Source organism: Streptomyces sp. SID8352, assembly GCF_009862265.1.
Taxonomy (GTDB): Bacteria; Actinomycetota; Actinomycetes; order Streptomycetales; family Streptomycetaceae; genus Streptomyces.
Genome location: NZ_WWGX01000082.1, coordinates 14,065 through 34,897, shown reverse-complemented (window position 1 = coordinate 34,897; position 20,833 = coordinate 14,065). Strand labels below are relative to the sequence as shown.

The window sequence follows — 20,833 nt, the reverse complement described above, 5'->3', positions numbered from 1 at the left end:
CGCGCGTTCGCGAACTCCCAGGACGGTCACCGTGTCTGTCTCCACCACCGCGCCCTCCCCTGCCCACACGCCCCCACCCGGGGCCGGAGAGGCCCCCGCTCCCACCCCCGCCGACCTCCTCGGCTTCGCCGAGTCCGTCGCCGCCGATCCCGAGCTGATCGCCTCCCTCCCCCTCGACCCCGAGGAGCGCACCTGGGTCCGGCTGCCCGGCCCCGGCGGCAGCGAGGCCTGGCTGATCGGCTGGCCACCCGGCACCGGCACCGGCTGGCACGACCACGCCGACTCCGTGGGCGCGTTCGCCACCGCGGCGGGCGAACTCACGGAGCACGCCCTCGCCGTCCGGCTGCCCACCGGCGGCTGGAAGACCCTGGAACTCGCCGACGGGATCGACAGGATCCGCAGGCTGCCGACCGGCCGGGGGCGCGCCTTCGGCCGCGACCACGTCCACGAGGTCCTGAACGTCTCACCCGACCGCCACGCCGTCTCCGTCCACGTCTACCACCCGCCCCTGCCCCTGATCCGCCGCTACAGCCGCAGCGGCGACACCCTGCGCCTGGAGCAGGTCGAGCGCCCGGAGGACTGGCAGTGACCGCTCCCGTCGGAATCGACGCCCTCCTGGAACGCGTCCGGAGCGGCTACGACCGCATCGGCCCACGTGCCGCCCACGACGCCGCCGGGGCGGGTGACGCGCTGCTGGTCGACACCCGGTACGCCGCCCTGCGGGACCGGGACGGCCTGGTCCCGGGCGCCCTGGTGATCGAGCGCAACGAACTGGAGTGGCGGCTCGACCCGCAGGGCAGCCACCGCGTCCCCGAGGCCGCGGGCCACGACCTGCGGATCGTCGTGCTGTGCAACGAGGGCTACGCCTCCACCCTCGCCGTCGACTCCCTCCACCGCCTGGGCCTGCACCGGGCCACCGATGTCATCGGCGGCTTCCAGGCCTGGCGGAACGAGGGCCTACCGGTACTGGCCCCGTAGGCGGGATCGCCCCGGCGGTGTCGCGGTCCCGGGCGCGCCGCCGCCGGTGCGCCCGGGTGCCCCACCGCGCCGGTGCGCCGCACCGCTCACAGGGAGCCGCACCCGGTTCCGGTCCGTCGGCGGGCGGGCCGGTGCTGCCAAGGCCGGGCCACCCGACCGGCCACCCGACCGTGGGATGAGCGGACGACGGGCACCGCGCCCCGGCGCACCCCGGCGGTCGCCGCGGCCGTCCGGTCAGTACTCCCCGCCGTCGAGGAACTCCGTCTCCTCGCCCTCTTCCTCCAGCGCCTGGCGCACCACTCTCAGCGCCATCCCCTCGGAGTAGCCCTTGCGGGCCAGCATCCCGGCGAGGCGGCGCAGCCGCTTGTCCCGGTCGAGGCCGCGGGTGGCGCGCAGCTTCCGGTCGACGAGTTCGCGCGCCGTCTCCTCCTCCCGCTCGGCGTCCAGCCGGGAGACGGCCGCGTCGATGAGGGGGGCGTCGACGCCCTTGGTCCGCAGCTCGCGGGCGAGTGCGCGCCGCGCCAGCCCCCGGCCGTGGTGCCGGGACTCCACCCAGGCGTCCGCGAAGGCGCCGTCGTCGATCAGTCCGACCTCCTCGAACCGCGAGAGCACCTCCTCCGCCGCCTCGTCGGGAATCTCCCGTTTGCGCAGGGCGTCGGCGAGCTGCTTCCTGGTGCGCGGGGTCCCGGTCAGCAGGCGCAGACAGATCGCCCGTGCCTGCTCGACCGGGTCCCGCGGAGGCTCCTCCTCCCCGGCCCTCGACGAGTCGGCGGTACCTCCGTCCTCAGCGGCTCCCGCGGTGCGCCCGCGCCGCCGCCCGCGCGGTCCCCCCGCACCACGCGTCCGGCCGCCCCGTCGGGCCCCGCCGTCGGGTGCCACCCCGTCGTCATCGGGCGGACCGGCACCGAACGGTGCGACGGGGCCGGCGTCGGCGTACGCCCCGCCCACCGTCCCGTCGGCCTGCGGGTGGGCGCGGTCGGCCCAGTCGGTTCGTCGCGTCACCGTCAGCTCTTGGCAGCCGCGGCCTTGGACTTGGTGGCCTTGGCCGTCGCGGGAGCGGGCACCGCGGGGACGGCGTCGGCCGGGGCGGCGGCGTCGGTGCCCGGCTCGGCGGCGTCGGCCTTCTCCTCGGGACGTACGCCGACGCCCAGCTTGACCTTGATCTTCTTCTCGATCTCGTTGGCCAGGTCGGGGTTGTCCTTGAGGAAGTTGCGCGCGTTCTCCTTGCCCTGGCCGAGCTGGTCGCCCTCGTACGTGTACCAGGCGCCGGCCTTGCGGACGAAGCCGTGCTCCACGCCCATGTCGATCAGACCGCCCTCACGGCTGATGCCATGGCCGTAGAGGATGTCGAACTCGGCCTGCTTGAAGGGCGGCGCGACCTTGTTCTTGACGACCTTGCAGCGGGTCCGGTTGCCGACCGCCTCGGTGCCGTCCTTCAGGGTCTCGATACGGCGGATGTCGATGCGCACGGAGGCGTAGAACTTGAGAGCCCGGCCACCGGTCGTGGTCTCCGGAGAGCCGAACATCACACCGATCTTCTCGCGGAGCTGGTTGATGAAGATCGCGGTGGTCTTGGACTGGTTGAGGGCGCTGGTGATCTTCCGCAGGGCCTGGCTCATCAGCCGGGCCTGCAGACCGACGTGGCTGTCGCCCATCTCGCCCTCGATCTCCGCGCGCGGCACGAGCGCGGCGACGGAGTCGATGACGATGAGGTCGAGGGCGCCGGAGCGGACCAGCATGTCCACGATCTCGAGGGCCTGCTCGCCGTTGTCCGGCTGGGAGAGGATCAGGTTGTCGATGTCGACGCCGAGCTTCTTCGCGTACTCGGGGTCGAGGGCGTGCTCCGCGTCCACGAACGCGACCTGGCCTCCGGCCTTCTGGGCGTTCGCCACGGCGTGCAGCGTCAGGGTCGTCTTGCCGGAGGACTCGGGGCCGTAGATCTCCACCACGCGGCCGCGCGGGAGGCCGCCGACACCGAGGGCCACGTCGAGCGCCGTCGATCCGGTCGGGATGACCTCGATGGGCTCCATGGACCGCTCGCCCATGCGCATGACCGCGCCCTTGCCGAATTGCCGTTCAATCTGTGCGAGAGCGGCATCCAGCGCCTTCTCGCGGTCGGTTCCTGCCATGGGTTCCACCCGGTTTGCTTGATTCGATCGCTTCACGTCACAGACGCTAACGCCTGCCACTGACAACGCGTCCCGACGCGGGCCCGGCCTGTGGATAACTCTGCCGCCCCGTCGCCCGTACACGGACGAAAACGCCCGTCCCGGACCTCGCCGGAGCCTCCATAAGAATGGATGTTCGATTTTTATGTCAAGCGCGCCACGCGGCACCCCCGAGCCTACGCCGCGGCCGACCCGTGCCGCCGGGCGCGGGCGTGCGCGGCGGCAACGGGCGCGGGGCGTGCGCGGCGGCAGCGGCCCCGCCCCGGGAGCCCGAACGTTCCTCCCCCTCCGGCGCCCGCCCCTGCACGCCGCCGCCGACGCCTCCGTCCGGACCCCCGCCCGAGCCCCGGGAGCGGGCACCGCCCGGCCGGAACCGCCGCACGGCCCGCCCGGGCCGAGCGCCCCTCCCCGGCCCCGGCCTCCGGCGCCGCCCCGTGATCAGCGGGGCCGCCGTACCGGCCGTGGGCGCCGCCGAGTACGGGCGCGCCGCCCGCTCGCCGGCCCCGGCCGGGGCCGGCACCCCCGCTGAACGCCGCCCTGCCGGACGGCCCTCTTCAGGAGGAGCCGCCGCCCCGGGGCCCGGCGGTGCCCTCCGGCCCCGCGGGACCCGGCGGACCGCCCCCCGGCCGCCCGCCCCACCGGCTCCACGCCCGCGCGAGCGCGCCCCGCCGCCCGCGGTCCCGGTGGCCCCGGTCCTGATGGCCCTGGACACGCGGGTCGTCGGTGACGTCGTATCGCTTCACATAGGCCCCGAGGAACGCCTGGAGCGTGGCGACCGCCGGGATGGAGATCAGCGCACCCACGGCGCCGAGGAGCGCGGTGCCCGCGATGACCGAGCCGAAGGCGACCGCCGGGTGGATGTCCACGGTCCTGGCGGTCAGCTTGGGCTGGAGCATGTAGTTCTCGAACTGCTGGTAGACCACCACGAAAACCAGCACCCAGAGCGCGTACCAGGGATCCACGGTGAACGCGATGAGCATGGGCAGGGCGCCCGCGAGATAGGTGCCGATGGTGGGGATGAACTGCGAGACCAGGCCCACCCACACCGCCAGCGCGGGCGCGTAGGGCACCTCCAGGAACTGGAGCAGGACGTAGTGGGCCAGTCCGGAGATCAGCGCCATGAGCCCGCGCGAGTACAGGTACCCGCCGGTCTTGTCGACGGCGATCTCCCAGGCGCGCAGCACCTCGGCCTGGCGGGCGGGCGGCAGGACGGAGCAGAGGGCGCGGCGCAGCCGGGGGCCGTCGGCGGCGAAGTAGAAGCCGAACAGCACGATCGTCAGCAGCTGGAACAGCCCGCCGAGGACCTGCGTGGAGACGTCCAGCACCCCGGTGGCGCTGTTCTGCACGTAGTCGCGCAGCCAGTCGGAGCGGAGCAGTCCCTCCTGGATGTCCACCCGCCGCAGCTCGGTGCGGAAGTGGCTGTTGATCCAGTTGATGACGGAGTCGAGGTACTCGGGGAAGTCCTCGACCATCTTGACGATCTGCCCGGCGAGCATGGAGCCGAGCAGTGTGACGAATCCGGCGGCGGCGACCAGTACCGCGAGGAAGACGGCGAAGGTCGCCACGCCCCGGCGCACACCCCGCCTGGCCATCCAGCTCACCGCGGGCTCGACGGCCAGGGCGAGGAAGAAGGCGATGAGGATGTTGATCAGCAGCCCGGTGAGCTGGTGGAAGGCCCAGCTGCCCAGTTGGAAGACGGCGATCAGGGCGAGGGCCAGCACCATGGCGCGGGGCAGCCAGCGCGGCATGCGGGCGCCCGGTCCGGCGCCGGCTCCCCCGGGCGGCGGGGCGGGCGGCGTCGTGCCGGGCGGAGCGGGTGGCCGGGGTGTCTGCCCGGTCTCGTCAGTGGATGCCACGCGCCCAAGTCTGACCCACGCCGCCGACGGTCCGGAGCCCGCCCCGGGAACTGCCCGGGGTCAGTGGTGTTCCCGCGGTACGTTCATGACGCCGCAGACCACCCGCCACACGTCCTTGGCGTCCCACCCGGCGTCGAGCGCCTCGCACACCGTGCGTCCGCCCAGCTCCGCCATCACGTGGTCGCGCGCGAAGGTGTCGGCGTAGCCCGGACCGAAGTGATCCGCCATCCGCTCCCAGAAGACCGTCAACCGCATGCCCCCAGTATCCCGCCCCTGGGGGTGGGCCCCGCCCGTGGCCCGGGTGCCGGGTCCCCCGCGGCCCTACGATCTGGCACATGGCCGACACCGGAGCGTTCCCCCTTCCGCAGACTCCCCCGGCACCCGGGGAGCCCCCGGCGCCCTCCCCGCTCGCGCGCGCGGAGCGCTTCGTGTGGCTCACCGCGCGCGTGCTGGAGCAGCGCCTGTTCGCGTACGTCTTCCGCGGCGGCGGCGCCGGTCCGGTGGAGAGCGCGCTCGACGCCTACCGCAACGAGGACGGCGGGTACGGCCACGCCCTGGAGCCCGATCTGCGCGGCCCGGTCAGCCAGCCGCTGCACACGGCGCACGCCGTGCAGGTGCTGGACGCGGTCGGGCGGTGCGGCGGGCAGCGCGTGGAGAGCATCTGCCGCTATCTGACCTCCGTCTCCACGGCGGACGGCGCCCTTCCGTCGGTCACGGCCGCGCTGCGCGGCTACCCGGCAGCCCCCTTCGTGCCGGTACCGGACGACCCGCCCGGCGATCTCCTCGCCACCGGCCCGGTGGTCGGCCTGCTGTACCGCAACGAGGTGTGGCACGCCTGGCTGTTCCGGGCGGCCGACTTCTGCTGGCGGGCGATCGAGTCCCTGGAGACCTCCCACCCGTACGAGGTCGAGGCGGCCGTGGCGTTCCTGGACTCGGTGCCCGACCGCCCGCGCGCGCGGGAGGCCGCCGCCCGGCTGGGCCGCCTGGTGCGCGAACAGCGGCTCGCCGTGCTGGACCCGGACGCCCTCGACGCCTTCCCCGTCTCCCCGGGCTACGCGCCGGGAGAGCACCACTTCCCGCACGACTTCGCCAGGGCGCCGCACTCCCTCGCGCGCGCGTGGTTCACCGACGACGAGATGGCCCGTTCGCTGGACTTCCTCGCGGCGGAGCAGACGGACGACGGCGGCTGGCCCGTCCGCTGGCGGCACTGGGCCCCCGCGCCGCTCCTGGAGTCGCGCCCACGGGTGACGCTGGACGCCCTGCGCACCCTGCGGGCGCACGGCCGCCCGGTCGGCTGAGCCGGGGCTCCGGCGCCGCCGCGCGGCCCTCTCCGTCTCCTCAGCCCCCGGGCCGTCTCAGCCGCCGAGGGCCCGTACGCCCGCCGTGACGGCGACCGCCGCCGCGACGACGAGCAGGAACGGGGCCCGCAGCAGCAGCGCCACGGCGGCCGCGGCGATCCCGGCGGCCCGCGCGTCCAGGACGAGGGCCCGGCCGTCCGCGAAGGTCTGCTGGGCGGTGAGCGCGGCGAGGAGGGCGACGGGCAGCAGCGCGGCCAGGCGCCGCACCAGCGGCCGCTCCAGGGCCCCGGCCGGCACGAGGAGACCGACGAGCTTGACGAGGTAGCAGCCGACCGCGGTCACCGCGATGGCGATCCATATGCTCATCGTTCCTCCTCTCCGGACCCGCCACGGGCGTCCCGGGTTTCCTGGGCGTCCCGGGTTTCCTGGGCGTCCCGGGTTTCCCGCGCGTCCCGGGCGTGGTGGATGCCGTGGGCGTCCCCCGCGTCCCGGATGCCGTGGTCCCCGGTGTCGCGTACGCCCGGTGCGCCGTGGGTCCGCGCCGCGTCCCTCGCGCCCCCCGCGTCCAACGCAGCGTCCGCCACGGGCGCCGCGGGAGTGCCGTACGGGGCGCCGGTCCCGGAGCCCCCGGCCGGGGGCTCCCCGGTGACCGTCCCGGTACCGGCGCCTCCCCCGCGGCGGCCCTCCGCCCACAGAACCGCCGGTGCCGCCAGAGCGGCCACCAGGACGGGCACACCTGCGGGCAGGACGGGGAGCAGACCGAGCCCCAGGAGGACGGCCAGGGCCGCGACCGCCCGCTCGGTGGCGGTGCGCAGCATCGGGGCGAGCAGCGCCAGGAACACGGCGGGGCCGGCCGCGTCCAGGCCCCAGGCGTCGGTGTCCCCGATGGCCTCCGCCCCCAGGGCGCCGAGCAGGGTGGTGAGGTTCCACAGCACGTACAGGGTGGCCCCGGTGACGGCGAAGCCGATCCTCACGCTGCGCCGGGTGGGCTGCGCCAGGGCCACGGCCGTCGTCTCGTCGATGACCCACTGGGCGGCCGGTGCCCGCAGCGCGCGCGGGAGGGCCAGCATCTGGGACAGGCGCAGCCCGTAGAAGGCGTTGCGCACCCCGAGGAAGAACGCCCCGGCCGCGGCCGTGAGCGGGTTGCCGCCCGCGGCGAGCGCTCCGACGAGGGCGAACTGCGAGGCCCCGGTGAACACCAGGAGGCTCAGCGCGCAGGTCTGGAGCAGTGAGAGGCCGCTGCCGACCGAGGTCACCCCGAAGGCGAAGCCGGAGAGCCCCACGGCGACCCCGACGCCCAGGGCGTCCCGTACGACGGCTGCGTCCGGTTTGTCTTGTGTACCCGTGTCGTGCGGGACGGCTGTCTGATCTGGCACATGTCGGACGATAGGAGAAACTCTCCCCTCGTGTCTTGTACGTTCTTGCGCTCGCGCCGGTAGGCACCGGGCGGCACGCCCACCATGCGCGTGAAGTGCCGGTGCAGGTGCGGCTGGTCGGTGAACCCGACGGCGACGGCGGCCTCGGCGGGCGTCGTCCCGGCGTCCAGCAGCCGCCGGGCCCGGCGCACCCGGGCGTCGGTGAGCCAGGTGTGGGGCGGCATGCCGTAGGCGTCCCGGAAGGCCCGCAGCACCGCGAACGGGCCGGTGCCCAGCTCCCGGGCCAGCGTCTCCAGGCTCGGCGGGTCGGCCATCCGCTCCTCCAGCAGGGCACGCGCGCGGGCCGCCGTGCGGGCCCCGGCCGTGCGCACCCGCCGCGCGGGCAGCGGGCCGCCGTTCAGCCGCAGCAGCCGGGTCACGGCCACCCTCAGCAGAGTGTCGGCGGCGAGCGCGTCCCCCTCGTCGGCGGCCCGCAGCACCCGGTGCACGAGGGCCACGGTGTACGGGTCGTCGAGGACGGGGCGGACGAAGCCCGGGGTGCCGCGCAGGGTGGTGGTCTCCGCCGCGATGGCGGCCACCACTGCGGGCGCCGGGTAGACCGCGCCGTACCGCCAGCCCTCGGGAACCCCGGCCCGGCCGGTGTGCGGGGTGTCGGGGTTGATCAGGGCGAGCGAACCCGCGCCCGCGTACTGCTCGGCCCCGCCGTGGTGGAAGCGCTCCACCCCGTCGGCGATGGCCGCGATGACGAAGTGCTCGTGCGTGTGCCGGACGAAGGTCTTGCGCACGTACCGGGCGCGCAGCAGGTCCACGCCGGGCAACTCGGCGTACCGCCAGTGCCGCGCCCGCTCGTCCGATCCCGCCATGCGTCCATTCTCCGTCACCCGGCCGGGCGCCCGGCGGGCCCGGGCGGGCGCCGCGCGCCGGGCCCGGGTGCTCCGGGAGGCCGCCACCGCCGCCCGGACGACGCAGCGGAACGCCTTCCCGACGCCTCCCCGGCCGGGCCCGCCCCGTCACGGCCCTCCGCCGTGCGCCGCGGCCGCCGCCCGGGGCCGCCGCGGGCCCGTCCTCGGCGCCCGGGGCGGCCGCCGTGAGGGCCGGTCCTCCGTGAGCCGGGCCCGGGGGCCGCGACACCGCGCCCCTCCCCCTCGCTCCGCCGCGCCCCGGACCTCCCGGACACCCCGCCGGGCGGCGGTCCGCACGGCCCTCGCCCCACCGGCCGCTCACCCGCATTCGCCCTGTTCAGGCCGATTGTCAGTGGGCGGGTGCAGGATGGATCCATGGTCAGCTCCGCACACCGGGCCCTCGACGGCTTCTCCCCCGCGACCCGTGGCTGGTTCACGGGGGCCTTCTCCGCGCCCACCGCGGCCCAGGCCGGCGCGTGGTGGGCCATCGGGGAGGGGTCCGACGTGCTGGTGGTCGCCCCCACCGGATCCGGGAAGACCCTGGCCGCCTTCCTCGCCGCCCTGGACCGGCTGGCGGCGGAGCCCCCGCCGGCCGACCCCAGGAAGCGCTGCCGCGTGCTGTACGTCTCCCCGCTCAAGGCCCTGGCCGTGGACGTCGAGCGCAATCTGCGCAGCCCACTGACCGGCATCCGCCAGGAGTCCGTGCGGCTCGGCCTGCCCGAGCCGGAGGTCAGGGTCGGCATCCGGTCCGGCGACACCCCCGCCGCCGAGCGCCGCTCCCTGGCCACCCGCCCCCCGGACATCCTGATCACCACTCCGGAGTCCCTGTTCCTGATGCTCACCTCGGCCACCCGCGAGGCGCTGACCGGTGTGGAGACGGTGATCCTGGACGAGGTGCACGCGGTGGCGGGCACCAAGCGCGGCGCCCACCTCGCGCTCACCCTGGAGCGCCTGGACGCCCTGCTTCCGAGGCCCGCCCGCCGCATCGGGCTCTCGGCGACGGTCCGCCCGGTGGACGAGGTCGCCCGGTTCCTCGCCCCCCGCGGCCGGGTGGAGATCGTCCAGCCGCCCTCGGGCAAGGAGTTCGACCTGTCCGTCGTCGTCCCCGTGGAGGACCTGGGCGAGCTGGGCGGCTCCCCGGTCACCGAGGGCGGTGACGGAGCCGAACGCCCCTCCATCTGGCCCCATGTCGAGGAGCGCATCGCCGACCTCGTCCAGTCGCACCGCTCCACGATCGTCTTCGCCAACTCGCGGCGCCTGGCGGAGCGCCTGTGCAACCGGCTCAACGAGATCGCCCACGAGCGGGCGGCGGGCGAGCCGCTGGACGAGCACCACTCCCCCGCCGAGCTGATGGGCGGCTCGGGCGCGGCCCGGGGCGCCCCGGCGGTGATCGCCCGCGCGCACCACGGCTCGGTCTCCAAGGAGCAGCGGGCCCTGGTCGAGGAGGATCTCAAGGCGGGCCGGCTGCCCGCCGTGGTGGCCACCTCCAGCCTGGAGCTGGGCATCGACATGGGCGCCGTCGACCTCGTCGTCCAGGTCGAGTCGCCGCCCTCCGTCGCCTCCGGGCTGCAGCGCGTCGGCCGCGCGGGACACCAGGTCGGCGCCGTCTCCACGGGCGTGGTGTTCCCGAAGTACCGGGGCGATCTGGTGCAGGCGGCCGTGGTCACCGAGCGCATGCGCGGGGGCGCCATCGAGGCCCTCCGGATCCCCGCCAACCCCCTGGACGTGCTGGCCCAGCAGATCGTCGCGATGACCGCGCTGGACACCTGGCAGGCCGACGACCTGCTCGCCACGGTCCGCCGCGCCGCCCCCTTCGCATCGCTGCCCGAGTCCGCGTTCACCGCCGTGCTGGACATGCTGGCCGGCCGCTACCCCTCCGACGCCTTCGCCGAGCTGCGCCCGCGCGTGGTGTGGGACCGGATCGCGGGGACGGTCACCGGGCGGCCCGGCGCGCAGCGGCTCGCCGTCACCTCCGGCGGCACCATCCCCGACCGGGGCCTGTTCGGCGTCTTCCTCGCGGGGGCCGACCCGAAGAAGGGCGGCGGCCGGGTCGGGGAGCTGGACGAGGAGATGGTGTACGAGTCCCGGGTGGGGGACGTCTTCACCCTCGGCACCAGCTCGTGGCGGATCGAGGACATCACCCGGGACCGCGTCCTGGTCTCCCCCGCCCCCGGCGTGCCCGGCCGGCTGCCCTTCTGGAAGGGCGACCAGCTCGGCCGCCCGCTCGAACTGGGCCGGGCGCTGGGCGCGTTCCTGCGCGAGGTGTCGGCCCTGCCCCGCGAGGACGCCCTGCCGCGGCTGGCCGCGGCCGGGCTGGACACCTGGGCCGCGGACAACGTCCTGGCGTACCTCGACGAGCAGCGCGAGGCCTGCGGCCACGTCCCCGACGACCGCACCATCGTGGTGGAGCGCTTCCGCGACGAGCTGGGCGACTGGCGGGTCGTCGTCCACTCGCCCTTCGGCGCCCAGGTGCACGCCCCCTGGGCCCTCGCCCTCGGCGCCCGCCTGGGCGAGCGGTACGGCATGGACGCGCAGGTCATGCACGCCGACGACGGGATCATGCTGCGGCTGCCCGACGCCGATCTGATGGGCCTGGACCTGCTCGACCAGGAGCCCTCCCGGGCGGGCGCGGAGTACGACGACGGGCAGGCGCCGGTGGGCGCCGCGGACGTCGTACTGGACAAGGGGGAGGTCGACCGGATCGTCACTGACCAGGTGGGCGGCTCGGCGCTGTTCGCCTCCCGCTTCCGCGAGTGCGCCGCCCGCGCCCTGCTGCTGCCGCGCCGCAGCCCCGGCCGGCGCACCCCCCTGTGGCAGCAGCGGCAGCGGGCGGCCCAGCTCCTTGAGGTGGCGAGCGAGTACGGCTCGTTCCCGATCGTCCTGGAGGCGGTCCGCGAATGCCTCCAGGACGTCTTCGACGTGCCCGGACTCGTCGAGCTGATGGGCGACCTGGAGTCCCGCCGGGTCCGCCTGGTCGAGGTCACCACACCGGAGCCCTCCCCCTTCGCCCGCTCCCTGCTGTTCGGCTACGTCGCCCAGTTCCTGTACGAGGGGGACTCGCCGCTCGCGGAGCGCCGGGCCGCCGCGCTGTCGCTGGACTCGCGTCTGCTCTCCGAGCTGCTCGGCCGGGCGGAGCTGCGCGAGCTGCTCGACGCGGAGGTGCTGGCGGAGCTGGAGCGCGAGCTGGCCCGGCTCACCGACGACCGCCGGGTCAAGGACGCCGAGGGCGTCGCCGACCTGCTGCGGATGCTCGGCCCGCTCACGGACGCGGAACTCGCCGAGCGGGGCGCCGATCCACCATGGGTCCGGGAGCTGGCGTCCGCCCGGCGCGCGATCCCGGTGCGGATCGCCGGGGCCGAGCACTGGGCGGCGGTCGAGGACGCGGGGCGGCTGCGCGACGCGCTGGGCACCGCGCTGCCGGTGGGCATCCCGGAGGCCTTCACCGAGCCCGTCAAGGACCCCCTCGGGGACCTCCTCGCCCGCTACGCCCGCACCCACGGCCCCTTCACCTCGGCCGCCGCCGCGGCCCGCTTCGGCCTCGGCACGGCGGTCACCGACGGGGCGCTCCAGCGACTCGCCGCGTCCGGGCGGATCGTGCAGGGCGAGTTCCACCCGGCGGGCATCGGCCAGGAGTGGTGCGACGCGACCGTGCTGCGACGGCTGCGCCGCCGCTCCCTCGCCGCCCTGCGGCACGAGCTGGAGCCGGTGCCGCCGGCCGCGCTCGGCCAGTTCCTCCCCCAGTGGCAGCACATCGGCGCGGGCCACGCGCTGCGCGGCGTTGACGGACTGGTGCGCGCCGTCGAGCAGTTGCAGGGCGCCCCGGTGCCGGCGTCCGCCCTGGAGAAGCTGGTCCTGCCGTCCCGGGTCGCCGACTACACCCCGGCCATGCTGGACGAACTCACCGCCGCCGGGGAGGTGGTGTGGGCGGGGGCGGGCTCACTGCCCGGCAAGGACGGCTGGGTCACCCTCCATCTCGCGGACACCGCGCCCCTGCTGCTCGCGCCCCCGCACCCGCTGGAGCCGACGCCCCTGCACCGCTCGGTCCTGGACACGCTGTCGGGCGGCTACGGCCTGTTCTTCCGTCAGATCGCGGACCAGATCCGTGCCACCACCCACCCCGACGCGACCGACGCCCAGCTCTCGGACGCCCTGTGGGACCTGGCCTGGTCGGGGCGGCTGACCAACGACACGCTCGCGCCGCTGCGTTCCCTGCTGGGCTCGGGCCGCACCGCGGGCTCCACCGCCCACCGCGCCAGGCGGTCGGTGCCGCGGGGGCGGTACGGCTCGCTGACGGCCGCCGCCCGCACCGCCTCGCGCTCCGGCCCGCCGACCGTGGCGGGCCGCTGGTCCCTGCTGCCGGAGCGGGAGGCGGACCCCACGGTGCGCGCGCACGCACTGGCCCGGACCCTGCTGGACCGGCACGGTGTGGTGACCCGGGGCGCCGTGGCGGCGGAGGGCGTCGAGGGCGGCTTCTCCGCGGTGTACCGGGTCCTGGCGGCGTTCGAGGAGAGCGGGCAGGCCCGCCGGGGGTACGTGGTGGAGGGGCTGGGGGCGGCGCAGTTCGCCGTGGAGGGCGCGGTGGACCGGCTGCGCGCGGTCGCCAACGCCCGCGAGCGCGGCGCGGCCCTCGCGGCACCGGACACGGCACCCGGCGCCCCGGCCTCCGCGTACGCCCCCGCCGTCCCCGAAGGCTCCGGCCCGGGCAGGGGCCGGGGCGGTGATCCGTTCGGCCCCGGTCCCACCGGTGGTGCCGACGGAGCCGACGCCTGGGACCTCCCCGGTGGCGACCCCTTCGCCGGTCCCGGCGCCGGAGGCCCCAGGGGCGGCGGGCACGACCGGACGCCCGGACCCGACGCCACCGCGCGCGGCTTCGCCCGCCGCCACCGCCCCGGGCCCGTCAACCGCGCCGTGGTGCTGGCCGCCGCCGACCCGGCGAACGCATACGGTGCCGCCCTCCCCTGGCCCGAGCCCCCGTCCGGCGCCACCCACAAGCCGGGCCGCAAGGCGGGGTCCCTGGTGGTCCTGGTCGAGGGCGAACCGGCGGTGTACATGGAGCGCGGCGGCAAGACCCTGCTGCTGTGGCCCTCCGCCGAGGACACCCCGCCCCCGGCGGACCCCCGGTTGCGGGAGGCCGCCGAGGCGCTCGCGTCAGCCGCTCGCGCCGGGCGGCTCGGCACGGTCACGGTGGAGCGGATCAACGGCGCCGCCGCCCTCACCTCCCCCTTCGGCGCCGTGCTGGAGGAGGCGGGGTTCATCGCCACCCCGCGCGGACTGCGCCTGCGGGCCTGAGCCTGTCACCCTTGACGCATGCCCGAAGGTGACACGGTCTGGCAGGCGGCACGGCGGCTGCACGACGCCCTCGCCGGTGCGGTGCTGACCCGCAGCGACTTCCGCGTGCCCCGGTACGCGACCGTCGACCTCACCGGCCGTACGGTCCTGGAGACCGTCCCCCGGGGCAAGCACCTGCTCACCCGTGTGGAGGGCGGCCTGACCCTGCACACACATCTGCGGATGGACGGCTCCTGGAAGGTGTTCGCCCCCGGCCGGCGCTGGAGCGGCGGTCCGGCGCACCAGATCCGCGTGATCCTGGGCACCGCCGACCGTACGGCCGTCGGGTACCGGCTCCCGGTCCTGGAGCTGATCCGGACGGCCGACGAGGTACGCGCCGTGGGCCATCTCGGCCCCGACCTGCTGGGCCCGGACTGGGACGCCGAACGGGCCCTGGCCAACCTCCTCGCGGACCCGGCCCGCCCCCTCGGCGAGGCCCTGCTCGACCAGCGCAACCTCGCCGGGATCGGCAATGTCTACAAGAGCGAGCTGTGCTTCCTGCTCGGCGTCACGCCCTGGCTCCCGGTGGGCGAGCTGCCCGCCGGCCGGGCCGCGAAGCTGCCGGTGCTGGCGCGGCGGCTGCTGGAGGCCAACCGCGACCGCCCGGTGCGCCGCACCACGGGGCTGCGCGGCCAGAACCTGTTCGTCTACGGCCGCGCGCCCCGCCCCTGTCCGCGCTGCGGCACGTCCGTCCGGCTGGCCGACCAGGGCGACGGTTCGCGCGAACGCCCCACGTACTGGTGCCCGTCCTGCCAGGCGGGGCCCGCCCCGGCCCCGGCCCCGGGCACGGCATGGGCTCCGGCTCCGGCTCCGGCTCCGGGCAGCGAGCCCCGCTCCGGCGCCGGACCCCACCGCCGCCGCACGAGGTGAGCCGAGGCGTTCGGGCACCACGAAGCCCCGGTGGACGCACCGCGCGGGACGTACGGAAGGAACCGGCCCGCACCCGGGCGGCCGGGAGGAACCGGAAGCGCGAGGGGACCCGAACGCCGGGAGCGCCCGCCGGACGGGAGGCGTCGGACACCGAGCCCGTCGAAGCCCCCGGACGGTCCGAACGCCCGGCGCGCTCAGCCCCCGGGCGGGGCCGAGCCCGTGGACCCGGAACAGCATCCGGTCGCTCAGAGGGGACCCCACCACCACCGCCGGGCGGCGCCGAGCGCCCGACGCACCGTCGGGATGTGCCGGACATCCGAAGCACCGCCGAAAGCGCCGAACGCCCGAGCCGGTCCACGGGCATCACTCCCCGCCGTGGACCAGCCCCGCACACCCCCAGCCGGGAAGGGCACCTCCCGCCGCCTCGCCCCCACCGTCGCTACCCCGCTGCCCCTCGCTCCCCGCCCCTCGCCCCTCGCCCCTCGCCCCTCGCCCCTCGCCCCTCGCCCCTCGCCCCTCGCCCAGGGCACTACAGCACTCGCTCGGCGCCGGAGTCCACCGGTAGCGCCCACGCGCCTCCTGGGTCCCTTCACGGCCCCTCAGCCCCCGCCCCTTCGGCCGTCTCCGTCCCCCCGGCCCCAACGCCTCCGGCTCCGACGCCGCCTCCGGCACCCTCCGCTCCCGCAACCCCTTCGGCCCCCGCAACCCCGAGCCCACCGGCCGAAGCACTGCCTCGGGCGCTCCCCCGGGCGCCCCCGTCCCGCCCCAGTGCCCGTCGCCACCGCCCGGCGGCCAGCGCCCCCGCCGCCCGGTCCTTGGGCACACAGTGCACCGGCAGCACACTGAGCCCCCAGCCGCCGAACACCACCGCCCCCTCGACCACACCCGCGCCGGGCGCCAGGGCCAGGCGGAGCACCGCCCACCACCACAGCGCGCCGAACCCCAGGGCGGCGGTCCGGCGCGCGGTGCGTACTGCGGTCATCCGTTCTCGGCCTGGAACATCCAGTGCTCCTTCTCGAGGTCGGCGGTGACCTGGATGAAGATGTCCTGGCTCACGGGATCGGCGTCGGCCGTCGCCTCGACGCGCTCCCGCATCCGGGCGATCAGCGCGCCCAGCGCCTCCACGAGGGTGCGCACCGCGGCCGTGTCGTCCACCCAGCCCTCCGGCGTCACCCCGATGCCGCTGCCGACGGCCACCGTGGCGGCCCGGCCGTCCGGTGGTACGCCGAGCGCCGAGGCGCGCTCGGCGACGGTGTCGGAGTGGGTCCGCGCGATGGCGACGACCTCGTCGAGTTGGAGGTGGACGGAGCGGAAGCGCGGCCCGACCACGTTCCAGTGGATCTGTTTCGCCACCAGCGCCAGGTCCACGAGGTCGACGAGGGCACCCTGCAGGGCCTCGGAGACGACCTTCAGGTTCGCGTCGGACAACGGGCTCTTGACGACGTACATCCGCACCCTCCGTCGGTAGGCCCCCCGGCCGTCGGCCCTCTCCCTCCACCATGGGGGCACCCGGGGCGGGCGGCAAACGGGCGCGGAGACACGAAAACCCCGACCGCACCTCTCCGGATCCCACCGGAGAGCCCCGGCCGGGGCCTCATGAGCACACGTGCTCAGGCGGCTACGACGTCCACTGCCTCCGCGGGCGCCTTGATGGTCACCCGCTCCGGTGGCACACCGGCCACCGATACGGAACCCAGCATCGAGCGCACCGGGGCCGGCACGGATTCGCTGGGAGTGGCGGCGGCGGACTGGGCCAGCTCGGCGAGCGCGAGTTCATCGCTCACTTCCCGCATCAGCTCGGACATCCGTACGTCCAGCGCGTCGCAGATGGCGGACAGCAGCTCGGAGGAAGCCTCCTTCTGCCCCCGCTCCACCTCGGAGAGATAGCCGAGTGAGACTCGGGCGGACGAGGAGACTTCGCGCAGAGTACGGCCCTGGCGCTGGCGCTGCCGACGCAGCACGTCACCCAGCAGGCGACGGAGCAGAATCATCGGTGGCTCCCTCCTCGGACCGCGTTACCGCATCCTTCACGCCCCACCGTACCGCCTCGCGCCGCGGCCGTGCGGGGAGCGATGTCGTGTTCACTCAGGGCTGCAAACATCAAAACCCCCCGTTCTGTTCCGTATCCTGTGCCCGCTGATTCCCGGTCCGTTCGCCCGCCAGCTCCCTCAGCAGGAGCGCCAGCACGCTGCGTACACTCTCCATACGGATTTCCGCCCGACTGCCGTTCAACCGCAGTGCCGCGACTTTTCCGCCATGGGCAGAACCGGAATCCTGTTCGAGAGGTCCGTGGACGGCGACGAACACCGTTCCGACGGGCTGCCCGTCCTGCGGGTCGGGACCGGCCACCCCGGTCGTGGCGATGCCCCAGTCGGCGCCGAGCCGGTGCCGCACCCCGGCCGCCATCTGGGCCGCGACCTGCGGGTCCACCGCGCCCTTCGATGACAGCAGCGCGGCGTCGACGGCGAGCAGGTCCCGCTTGAGATCGGTCGCGTAGGCGGTGACGGAGCCGCGGAACACCCGGGACGCCCCGGGCACCCCGGTGATCGCGGCCGCCACCAGTCCACCGGTCAGCGACTCCGCGACGGCGAGGGTCCGGCCCCTCGCCGTGAGTAGTCGCACCACGTCGGCGGCGGTGGAACTCAAACGTCCGTCTCCCTCGTAGCCGCTCCGCGCTCGGCGATCCCGCGCCGGCGCAGCACAATGGCCTGCTTCACATAGTCCAGCCCGGTCGCCACGGTCAGGACGACCGCCGCGGCCATCACCCAGAACCTCAGGGTCGCCAGGGGCCCCGTCAGCGCCAGGACGTACATGCCGACGGCCACTCCCTGGGTGAGCGTCTTCAGCTTGCCGCCGCGGCTCGCCGGGATCACCCCGTACCGGATGACCACGAAGCGCAGCACGGTGACGCCGAGTTCCCGGCCGAGGATCACCGCCGTCACCCACCACGGCAGATCGCCCAGGGCGGAGAGGCAGATCAGCGCCGCCCCCATGATCGCCTTGTCGGCGATGGGGTCGGCGATCTTCCCGAAGTCGGTGACCAGGTCGTAGGCGCGGGCCAGATGGCCGTCGAACAGGTCGGTGATCATGGCGACGGCGAAGGCGGCCCAGGCGAACGAGCGCCAGGCCGGGTCGTATCCGCCGTTGCCGAGCATCAGGGCGACGAAGGCCGGCACGAGGACCAGCCGGAGCATCGTCAGGAAGTTGGCGATGTTCCACACGCTGGCCTGGTTGACGGCGGCCGCAGTGATCTTGCCGCCGCGTCCCGCCGGGCCGGAGCCGGCCGCGCCGTCCGTCCCGGCACCCCGCCCGGCCGTCCCGGTGGCCGCGGTGGCCCCGGAGCGCCCGGCCGTCCCGGTGGTGCCGCCCTCGCCGCTGCCGCGCCGGGTGGCGCCGCTGCCGTGGGCCGTCTCCGGCGCGGTGCCCGGGGCACCGCGTGCGCCGGTCCTCCGGGCGCCGGAGGAGCCGCCCGCCGCGGACGCCGGGACACCGGTCATCTGTCCGTCTCCTCGCTCGACGCGGATGTGCCCGGCAGCGGTTCGGCCACCAGGTCGACACCCTCCGTACCGATCACCTTCGCGTCGACCATACGGCCGACCACCTGCCCCCCGCCGCCGGTGAGGATCACCTGGCCGTCGGTCTCCGGGGCCTGGTGCGCGGCGCGGCCCCGGACCCCGTCCTCCTCGTCCACGGACTCCACCAGCACCCGGACGGTCGAGCCGAGGCGCTCCTCGGCCCGCTGCGAGACCAGTTCCTCGGCCAGCCGGGAGACCCGGGCCAGCCGCTCCGCGACGACGTCGCCGTCGTGCTTGTCGCCGTAGGTGGCCGCCTCGGTGCCCTCCTCGTCGGAGTAGCCGAAGACACCGATGGCGTCCAGCCGCGCGTGGTTCAGGAACCGCTCCAGCTCCGCGAGGTCGGCCTCGCTCTCGCCGGGGAAGCCCACGATGAAGTTGGAGCGCACGCCCGCCTCGGGCGCCCCGGCCCGGATGGCGGAGAGCAGCTCCAGGAAGCGGTCGGTGTCGCCGAAGCGGCGCATGGCGCGCAGCACGTTCGGCGCCGAGTGCTGGAAGGACAGGTCGAAGTACGGCATGACCTTCGGGGTGGAGGTCAGCACCTCGATCAGGCCGGGCCGCATCTCGGCCGGCTGGAGGTAGCTGACCCGGACCCGCTCGATGCCGTCGACCTCGGCCAGTTCGGGCAACAGGGACTCCAGCAGGCGGATGTCGCCCAGGTCCTTGCCGTAGGAGGTGTTGTTCTCGGAGACCAGCATGATCTCCTTGACGCCCTGCTCCGCGAGCCACCGCGTCTCGTTCAGCACGTCGCTCGGGCGGCGGGAGATGAAGGAGCCGCGGAAGGAGGGGATGGCGCAGAAGGAGCAGCGCCGGTCGCAGCCGGAGGCCAGCTTCACGGAGGCGACCGGGGAGCCGTCCAGGCGGCGGCGCAGCGGGGCGCGCGGCCCGGAGGCGGGGGCGAGTCCCTCGGGCAGGTCGACGGGGCCGTGTCCGGGCAGGGCGACGGCGGTGCCGGCCTGCTGCCGTTCGACGGGGCTGACCGGCAGCAGCTTGCGCCGGTCACGGGGGGTGTGGGCGGCGTGGATGCCGCCGCCGAGGATGGTGCGCAGCCGGTCGGAGATGTCCGCGTAGTCGTCGAAGCCCAGGACGCCGTCGGCCTCCGGCAGGGCCTCCGCCAGCTCCTTGCCGTACCGCTCGGCCATGCAGCCCACGGCCACCACGGCCTGGGTCCGGCCGTGGCCCTTGAGGTCGTTGGCCTCCAGGAGGGCGTCGACGGAGTCCTTCTTGGCGGCCTCGACGAAGCCGCACGTGTTCACGACGGCGACATCCGCTTCCCCGGCGTCCTCGACGAGCGTCCAGCCGTCCGCCTCCAGACGGCCTGCGAGCTCCTCCGAGTCCACCTCGTTGCGGGCGCAGCCAAGGGTGACGAGTGCGACGGTACGGCTTTCAGGCATGGGCTCAAGACTACTTCGTCCCACGGACGGCCCATGTCGAAGGGGTTGGCCGGGAGCGGCGGGCCGGACGGCGCGCGGGGGGCCGCACGGCGGGAGGCCGTCCGGCCGTGGACGGCCCCTCGCCCGGCACCGCCCCGCGGGGCGGGCTCACCCGGTCTGCGGGTCGCCCTTGGTGTACGTCAGCCGCTCCACGGCGCCCGGCCGGAAATCGTCCTCGATCTTCTTGCCGTTGACGTAGAGCTGGATGGCTCCGGCGTCGCCGAGGACCAGGTTGATCCGGTCGTTGTCCTGGAAGGTCTTGGAGTCGCCCTGCTTGAGGAGCCCGTCGAAGAGGAGCCGGCCGCTGTGGTCCTTGGCCGAGATCCAGCTGCGGCCGTCGGTGGCGCTGACCTTGACCGTGACCTTGTCCTGGGGCGCGGCGGCGATGGCGCTGTCGGTCGGGTCGGGCTTGGGCGCGGCCGGCTTCTCGGGCTTGGCGGAGGCCGGGGCGGACGCGCTCGGCTCGGCTCCCTCGGCGAGGTTGGCCTTGTCCGCGCCGTCGTCACCGCCCTTGACGACCGTGAAGCCGACGAAACCGACCACGGCGACGATGGCGGCGACCATGGCGGCGGTCCAGTTGGGCCCGCGCCGCTCGGGGCGGATGCGTTCGGCCTCGAACAGGGGTGCGGCCGGGGTCGGGGCGGGGCGCCCGCCGTGCTCGCTCTCGAAACGGGCGAGCAGCCGGTCCGGGTCGAGTCGCACGGCCCTGGCCAGGGTGCGGATGTGCCCGCGCGCGTAGACGGCGCCGCCGCAGGGCGCGAAGTCGTCCGCCTCGATGGCGCGCACGATCGCGATCCGGACCCGGGTGGCGGAGCTGACGTCGTCGATGGTCAGCCCGGCGTCGATCCGGGCGCGGCGCAGCGCGGTGCCGACGGAGGGGCGGTCCTCCTCGGACGGGCCGTCGGGCACGGTGTCGAAGGGACGCTCGTCTTCAGGGGAGTTGCCGATGGACACGGGGGCGCCTTTCGAGCGTTTAGCCGCCTGTGCTGGAGGTTCAGTCTAGGTGGGGTGCGAACGGGTGGGGCAACCGGGCGGTATGACTTTGTACGCCG

The 20,833-nt window shown here is 75.2% G+C and carries 18 protein-coding genes and 1 pseudogene; 5 read left to right on the top strand and 14 right to left on the bottom strand.

Translation table 11 applies throughout. The features are described from left to right. The first annotated feature begins 31 nt into the window (after nt 1-31). Together GTY84_RS24720 and GTY84_RS24715 are read left to right on the top strand one after the other, a co-directional pair. Nucleotides 32-589 (top strand): cysteine dioxygenase, encoded by a 558-nt coding sequence (locus GTY84_RS24720; RefSeq protein ID WP_161228596.1) that lies wholly within the window; start codon nt 32-34, stop codon nt 587-589. Beyond that, nucleotides 586-978: a rhodanese-like domain-containing protein gene (locus GTY84_RS24715; RefSeq protein ID WP_161228595.1), complete on the top strand. Its 393-nt coding sequence runs from the start codon at nt 586-588 to the stop codon at nt 976-978. Before GTY84_RS24720 ends, GTY84_RS24715 begins: the two co-directional genes overlap by 4 nt. A 234-nt stretch (nt 979-1,212) precedes the next feature. Here GTY84_RS24715 and recX read toward each other — a convergent pair whose 3' ends face one another. From recX to GTY84_RS24695, 4 genes are all read right to left on the bottom strand, one after another. Next, nucleotides 1,213-1,980, bottom strand: coding sequence for a recombination regulator RecX (gene recX, locus GTY84_RS24710; protein ID WP_161228594.1), 768 nt, complete (start codon nt 1,978-1,980; stop codon nt 1,213-1,215). Nucleotides 1,981-1,982: 2 nt separating this feature from the next. After that, complete coding sequence (gene recA / locus GTY84_RS24705; RefSeq protein ID WP_161228593.1) at nt 1,983-3,107, bottom strand: recombinase RecA; 1,125 nt, start codon at nt 3,105-3,107, stop codon at nt 1,983-1,985. 593 nt (nt 3,108-3,700) lie between these two features. Beyond that, nucleotides 3,701-5,002, bottom strand: a complete 1,302-nt coding sequence (locus GTY84_RS24700; protein WP_345943517.1) for an AI-2E family transporter — start codon at nt 5,000-5,002, stop codon at nt 3,701-3,703. Between the two features lie 60 nt (nt 5,003-5,062). Next, nucleotides 5,063-5,257 (bottom strand): DUF3046 domain-containing protein, encoded by a 195-nt coding sequence (locus GTY84_RS24695; protein WP_161228592.1) that lies wholly within the window; start codon nt 5,255-5,257, stop codon nt 5,063-5,065. A gap of 80 nt (nt 5,258-5,337) precedes the next feature. Between GTY84_RS24695 and GTY84_RS24690 the strand changes: the two genes are divergently transcribed. Next, on the top strand, nt 5,338-6,300 hold the full coding sequence (locus GTY84_RS24690; protein WP_161228591.1) for a hypothetical protein: 963 nt from the start codon (nt 5,338-5,340) through the stop codon (nt 6,298-6,300). 57 nt (nt 6,301-6,357) lie between these two features. Here the strand turns inward: GTY84_RS24690 and GTY84_RS24685 are convergent, their stop codons facing one another. The 3 genes and pseudogenes from GTY84_RS24685 to GTY84_RS24675 all read right to left on the bottom strand — a co-directional run bounded on the left by GTY84_RS24685 (nt 6,358) and on the right by GTY84_RS24675 (nt 8,539). Then, nucleotides 6,358-6,666, bottom strand: coding sequence for an AzlD domain-containing protein (locus tag GTY84_RS24685; protein ID WP_161228590.1), 309 nt, complete (start codon nt 6,664-6,666; stop codon nt 6,358-6,360). Nucleotides 6,667-6,974: 308 nt separating this feature from the next. Further along, nucleotides 6,975-7,601 (bottom strand): annotated as a pseudogene (locus tag GTY84_RS24680) (AzlC family ABC transporter permease); the annotation flags it as partial. After that, complete coding sequence (locus GTY84_RS24675) at nt 7,553-8,539, bottom strand: AraC family transcriptional regulator (protein ID WP_202551698.1); 987 nt, start codon at nt 8,537-8,539, stop codon at nt 7,553-7,555. The gene GTY84_RS24675 and the pseudogene GTY84_RS24680, both read right to left, overlap by 49 nt. Nucleotides 8,540-8,953: 414 nt before the next feature. Here GTY84_RS24675 and GTY84_RS24670 point away from each other — a divergent pair, with 414 nt between their 5' ends. Continuing rightward, on the top strand, nt 8,954-13,867 hold the full coding sequence (locus GTY84_RS24670; protein WP_161228589.1) for an ATP-dependent helicase: 4,914 nt from the start codon (nt 8,954-8,956) through the stop codon (nt 13,865-13,867). Between the two features lie 18 nt (nt 13,868-13,885). After that, nucleotides 13,886-14,776, top strand: a complete 891-nt coding sequence (locus tag GTY84_RS24665) for a DNA-formamidopyrimidine glycosylase family protein (protein WP_237532635.1) — start codon at nt 13,886-13,888, stop codon at nt 14,774-14,776. A 589-nt stretch (nt 14,777-15,365) separates the two neighbouring features. On the opposite strand, the gene GTY84_RS34175 is transcribed toward GTY84_RS24665, so the two are convergent. The 7 genes from GTY84_RS34175 to GTY84_RS24630 all read right to left on the bottom strand — a co-directional run bounded on the left by GTY84_RS34175 (nt 15,366) and on the right by GTY84_RS24630 (nt 20,735). After that, the gene (locus tag GTY84_RS34175) at nt 15,366-15,758 is read right to left on the bottom strand and encodes a hypothetical protein (protein ID WP_237532634.1); all 393 of its coding nucleotides are present in this window, start codon (nt 15,756-15,758) and stop codon (nt 15,366-15,368) included. After that, entirely contained in the window at nt 15,755-16,225 is a 471-nt protein-coding gene (locus GTY84_RS24655; protein ID WP_161228588.1) for a DNA starvation/stationary phase protection protein, read from the bottom strand. Before GTY84_RS24655 ends, GTY84_RS34175 begins: the two co-directional genes overlap by 4 nt. A gap of 161 nt (nt 16,226-16,386) precedes the next feature. Then, complete coding sequence (locus GTY84_RS24650) at nt 16,387-16,767, bottom strand: helix-turn-helix transcriptional regulator (RefSeq protein ID WP_161228587.1); 381 nt, start codon at nt 16,765-16,767, stop codon at nt 16,387-16,389. Nucleotides 16,768-16,876: 109 nt separating this feature from the next. Beyond that, nucleotides 16,877-17,422 (bottom strand): CinA family protein, encoded by a 546-nt coding sequence (locus tag GTY84_RS24645; protein ID WP_161228586.1) that lies wholly within the window; start codon nt 17,420-17,422, stop codon nt 16,877-16,879. Next, complete coding sequence (gene pgsA, locus GTY84_RS24640; protein ID WP_161228585.1) at nt 17,419-18,273, bottom strand: CDP-diacylglycerol--glycerol-3-phosphate 3-phosphatidyltransferase; 855 nt, start codon at nt 18,271-18,273, stop codon at nt 17,419-17,421. Before pgsA ends, GTY84_RS24645 begins: the two co-directional genes overlap by 4 nt. Continuing rightward, nucleotides 18,270-19,742, bottom strand: a complete 1,473-nt coding sequence (gene rimO, locus GTY84_RS24635; protein WP_161228584.1) for a 30S ribosomal protein S12 methylthiotransferase RimO — start codon at nt 19,740-19,742, stop codon at nt 18,270-18,272. The genes pgsA and rimO overlap by 4 nt, the downstream gene beginning before the upstream one ends. A gap of 147 nt (nt 19,743-19,889) precedes the next feature. Further along, entirely contained in the window at nt 19,890-20,735 is an 846-nt protein-coding gene (locus GTY84_RS24630; RefSeq protein WP_161228583.1) for a RodZ domain-containing protein, read from the bottom strand. Nucleotides 20,736-20,833: the final 98 nt, after the last annotated feature.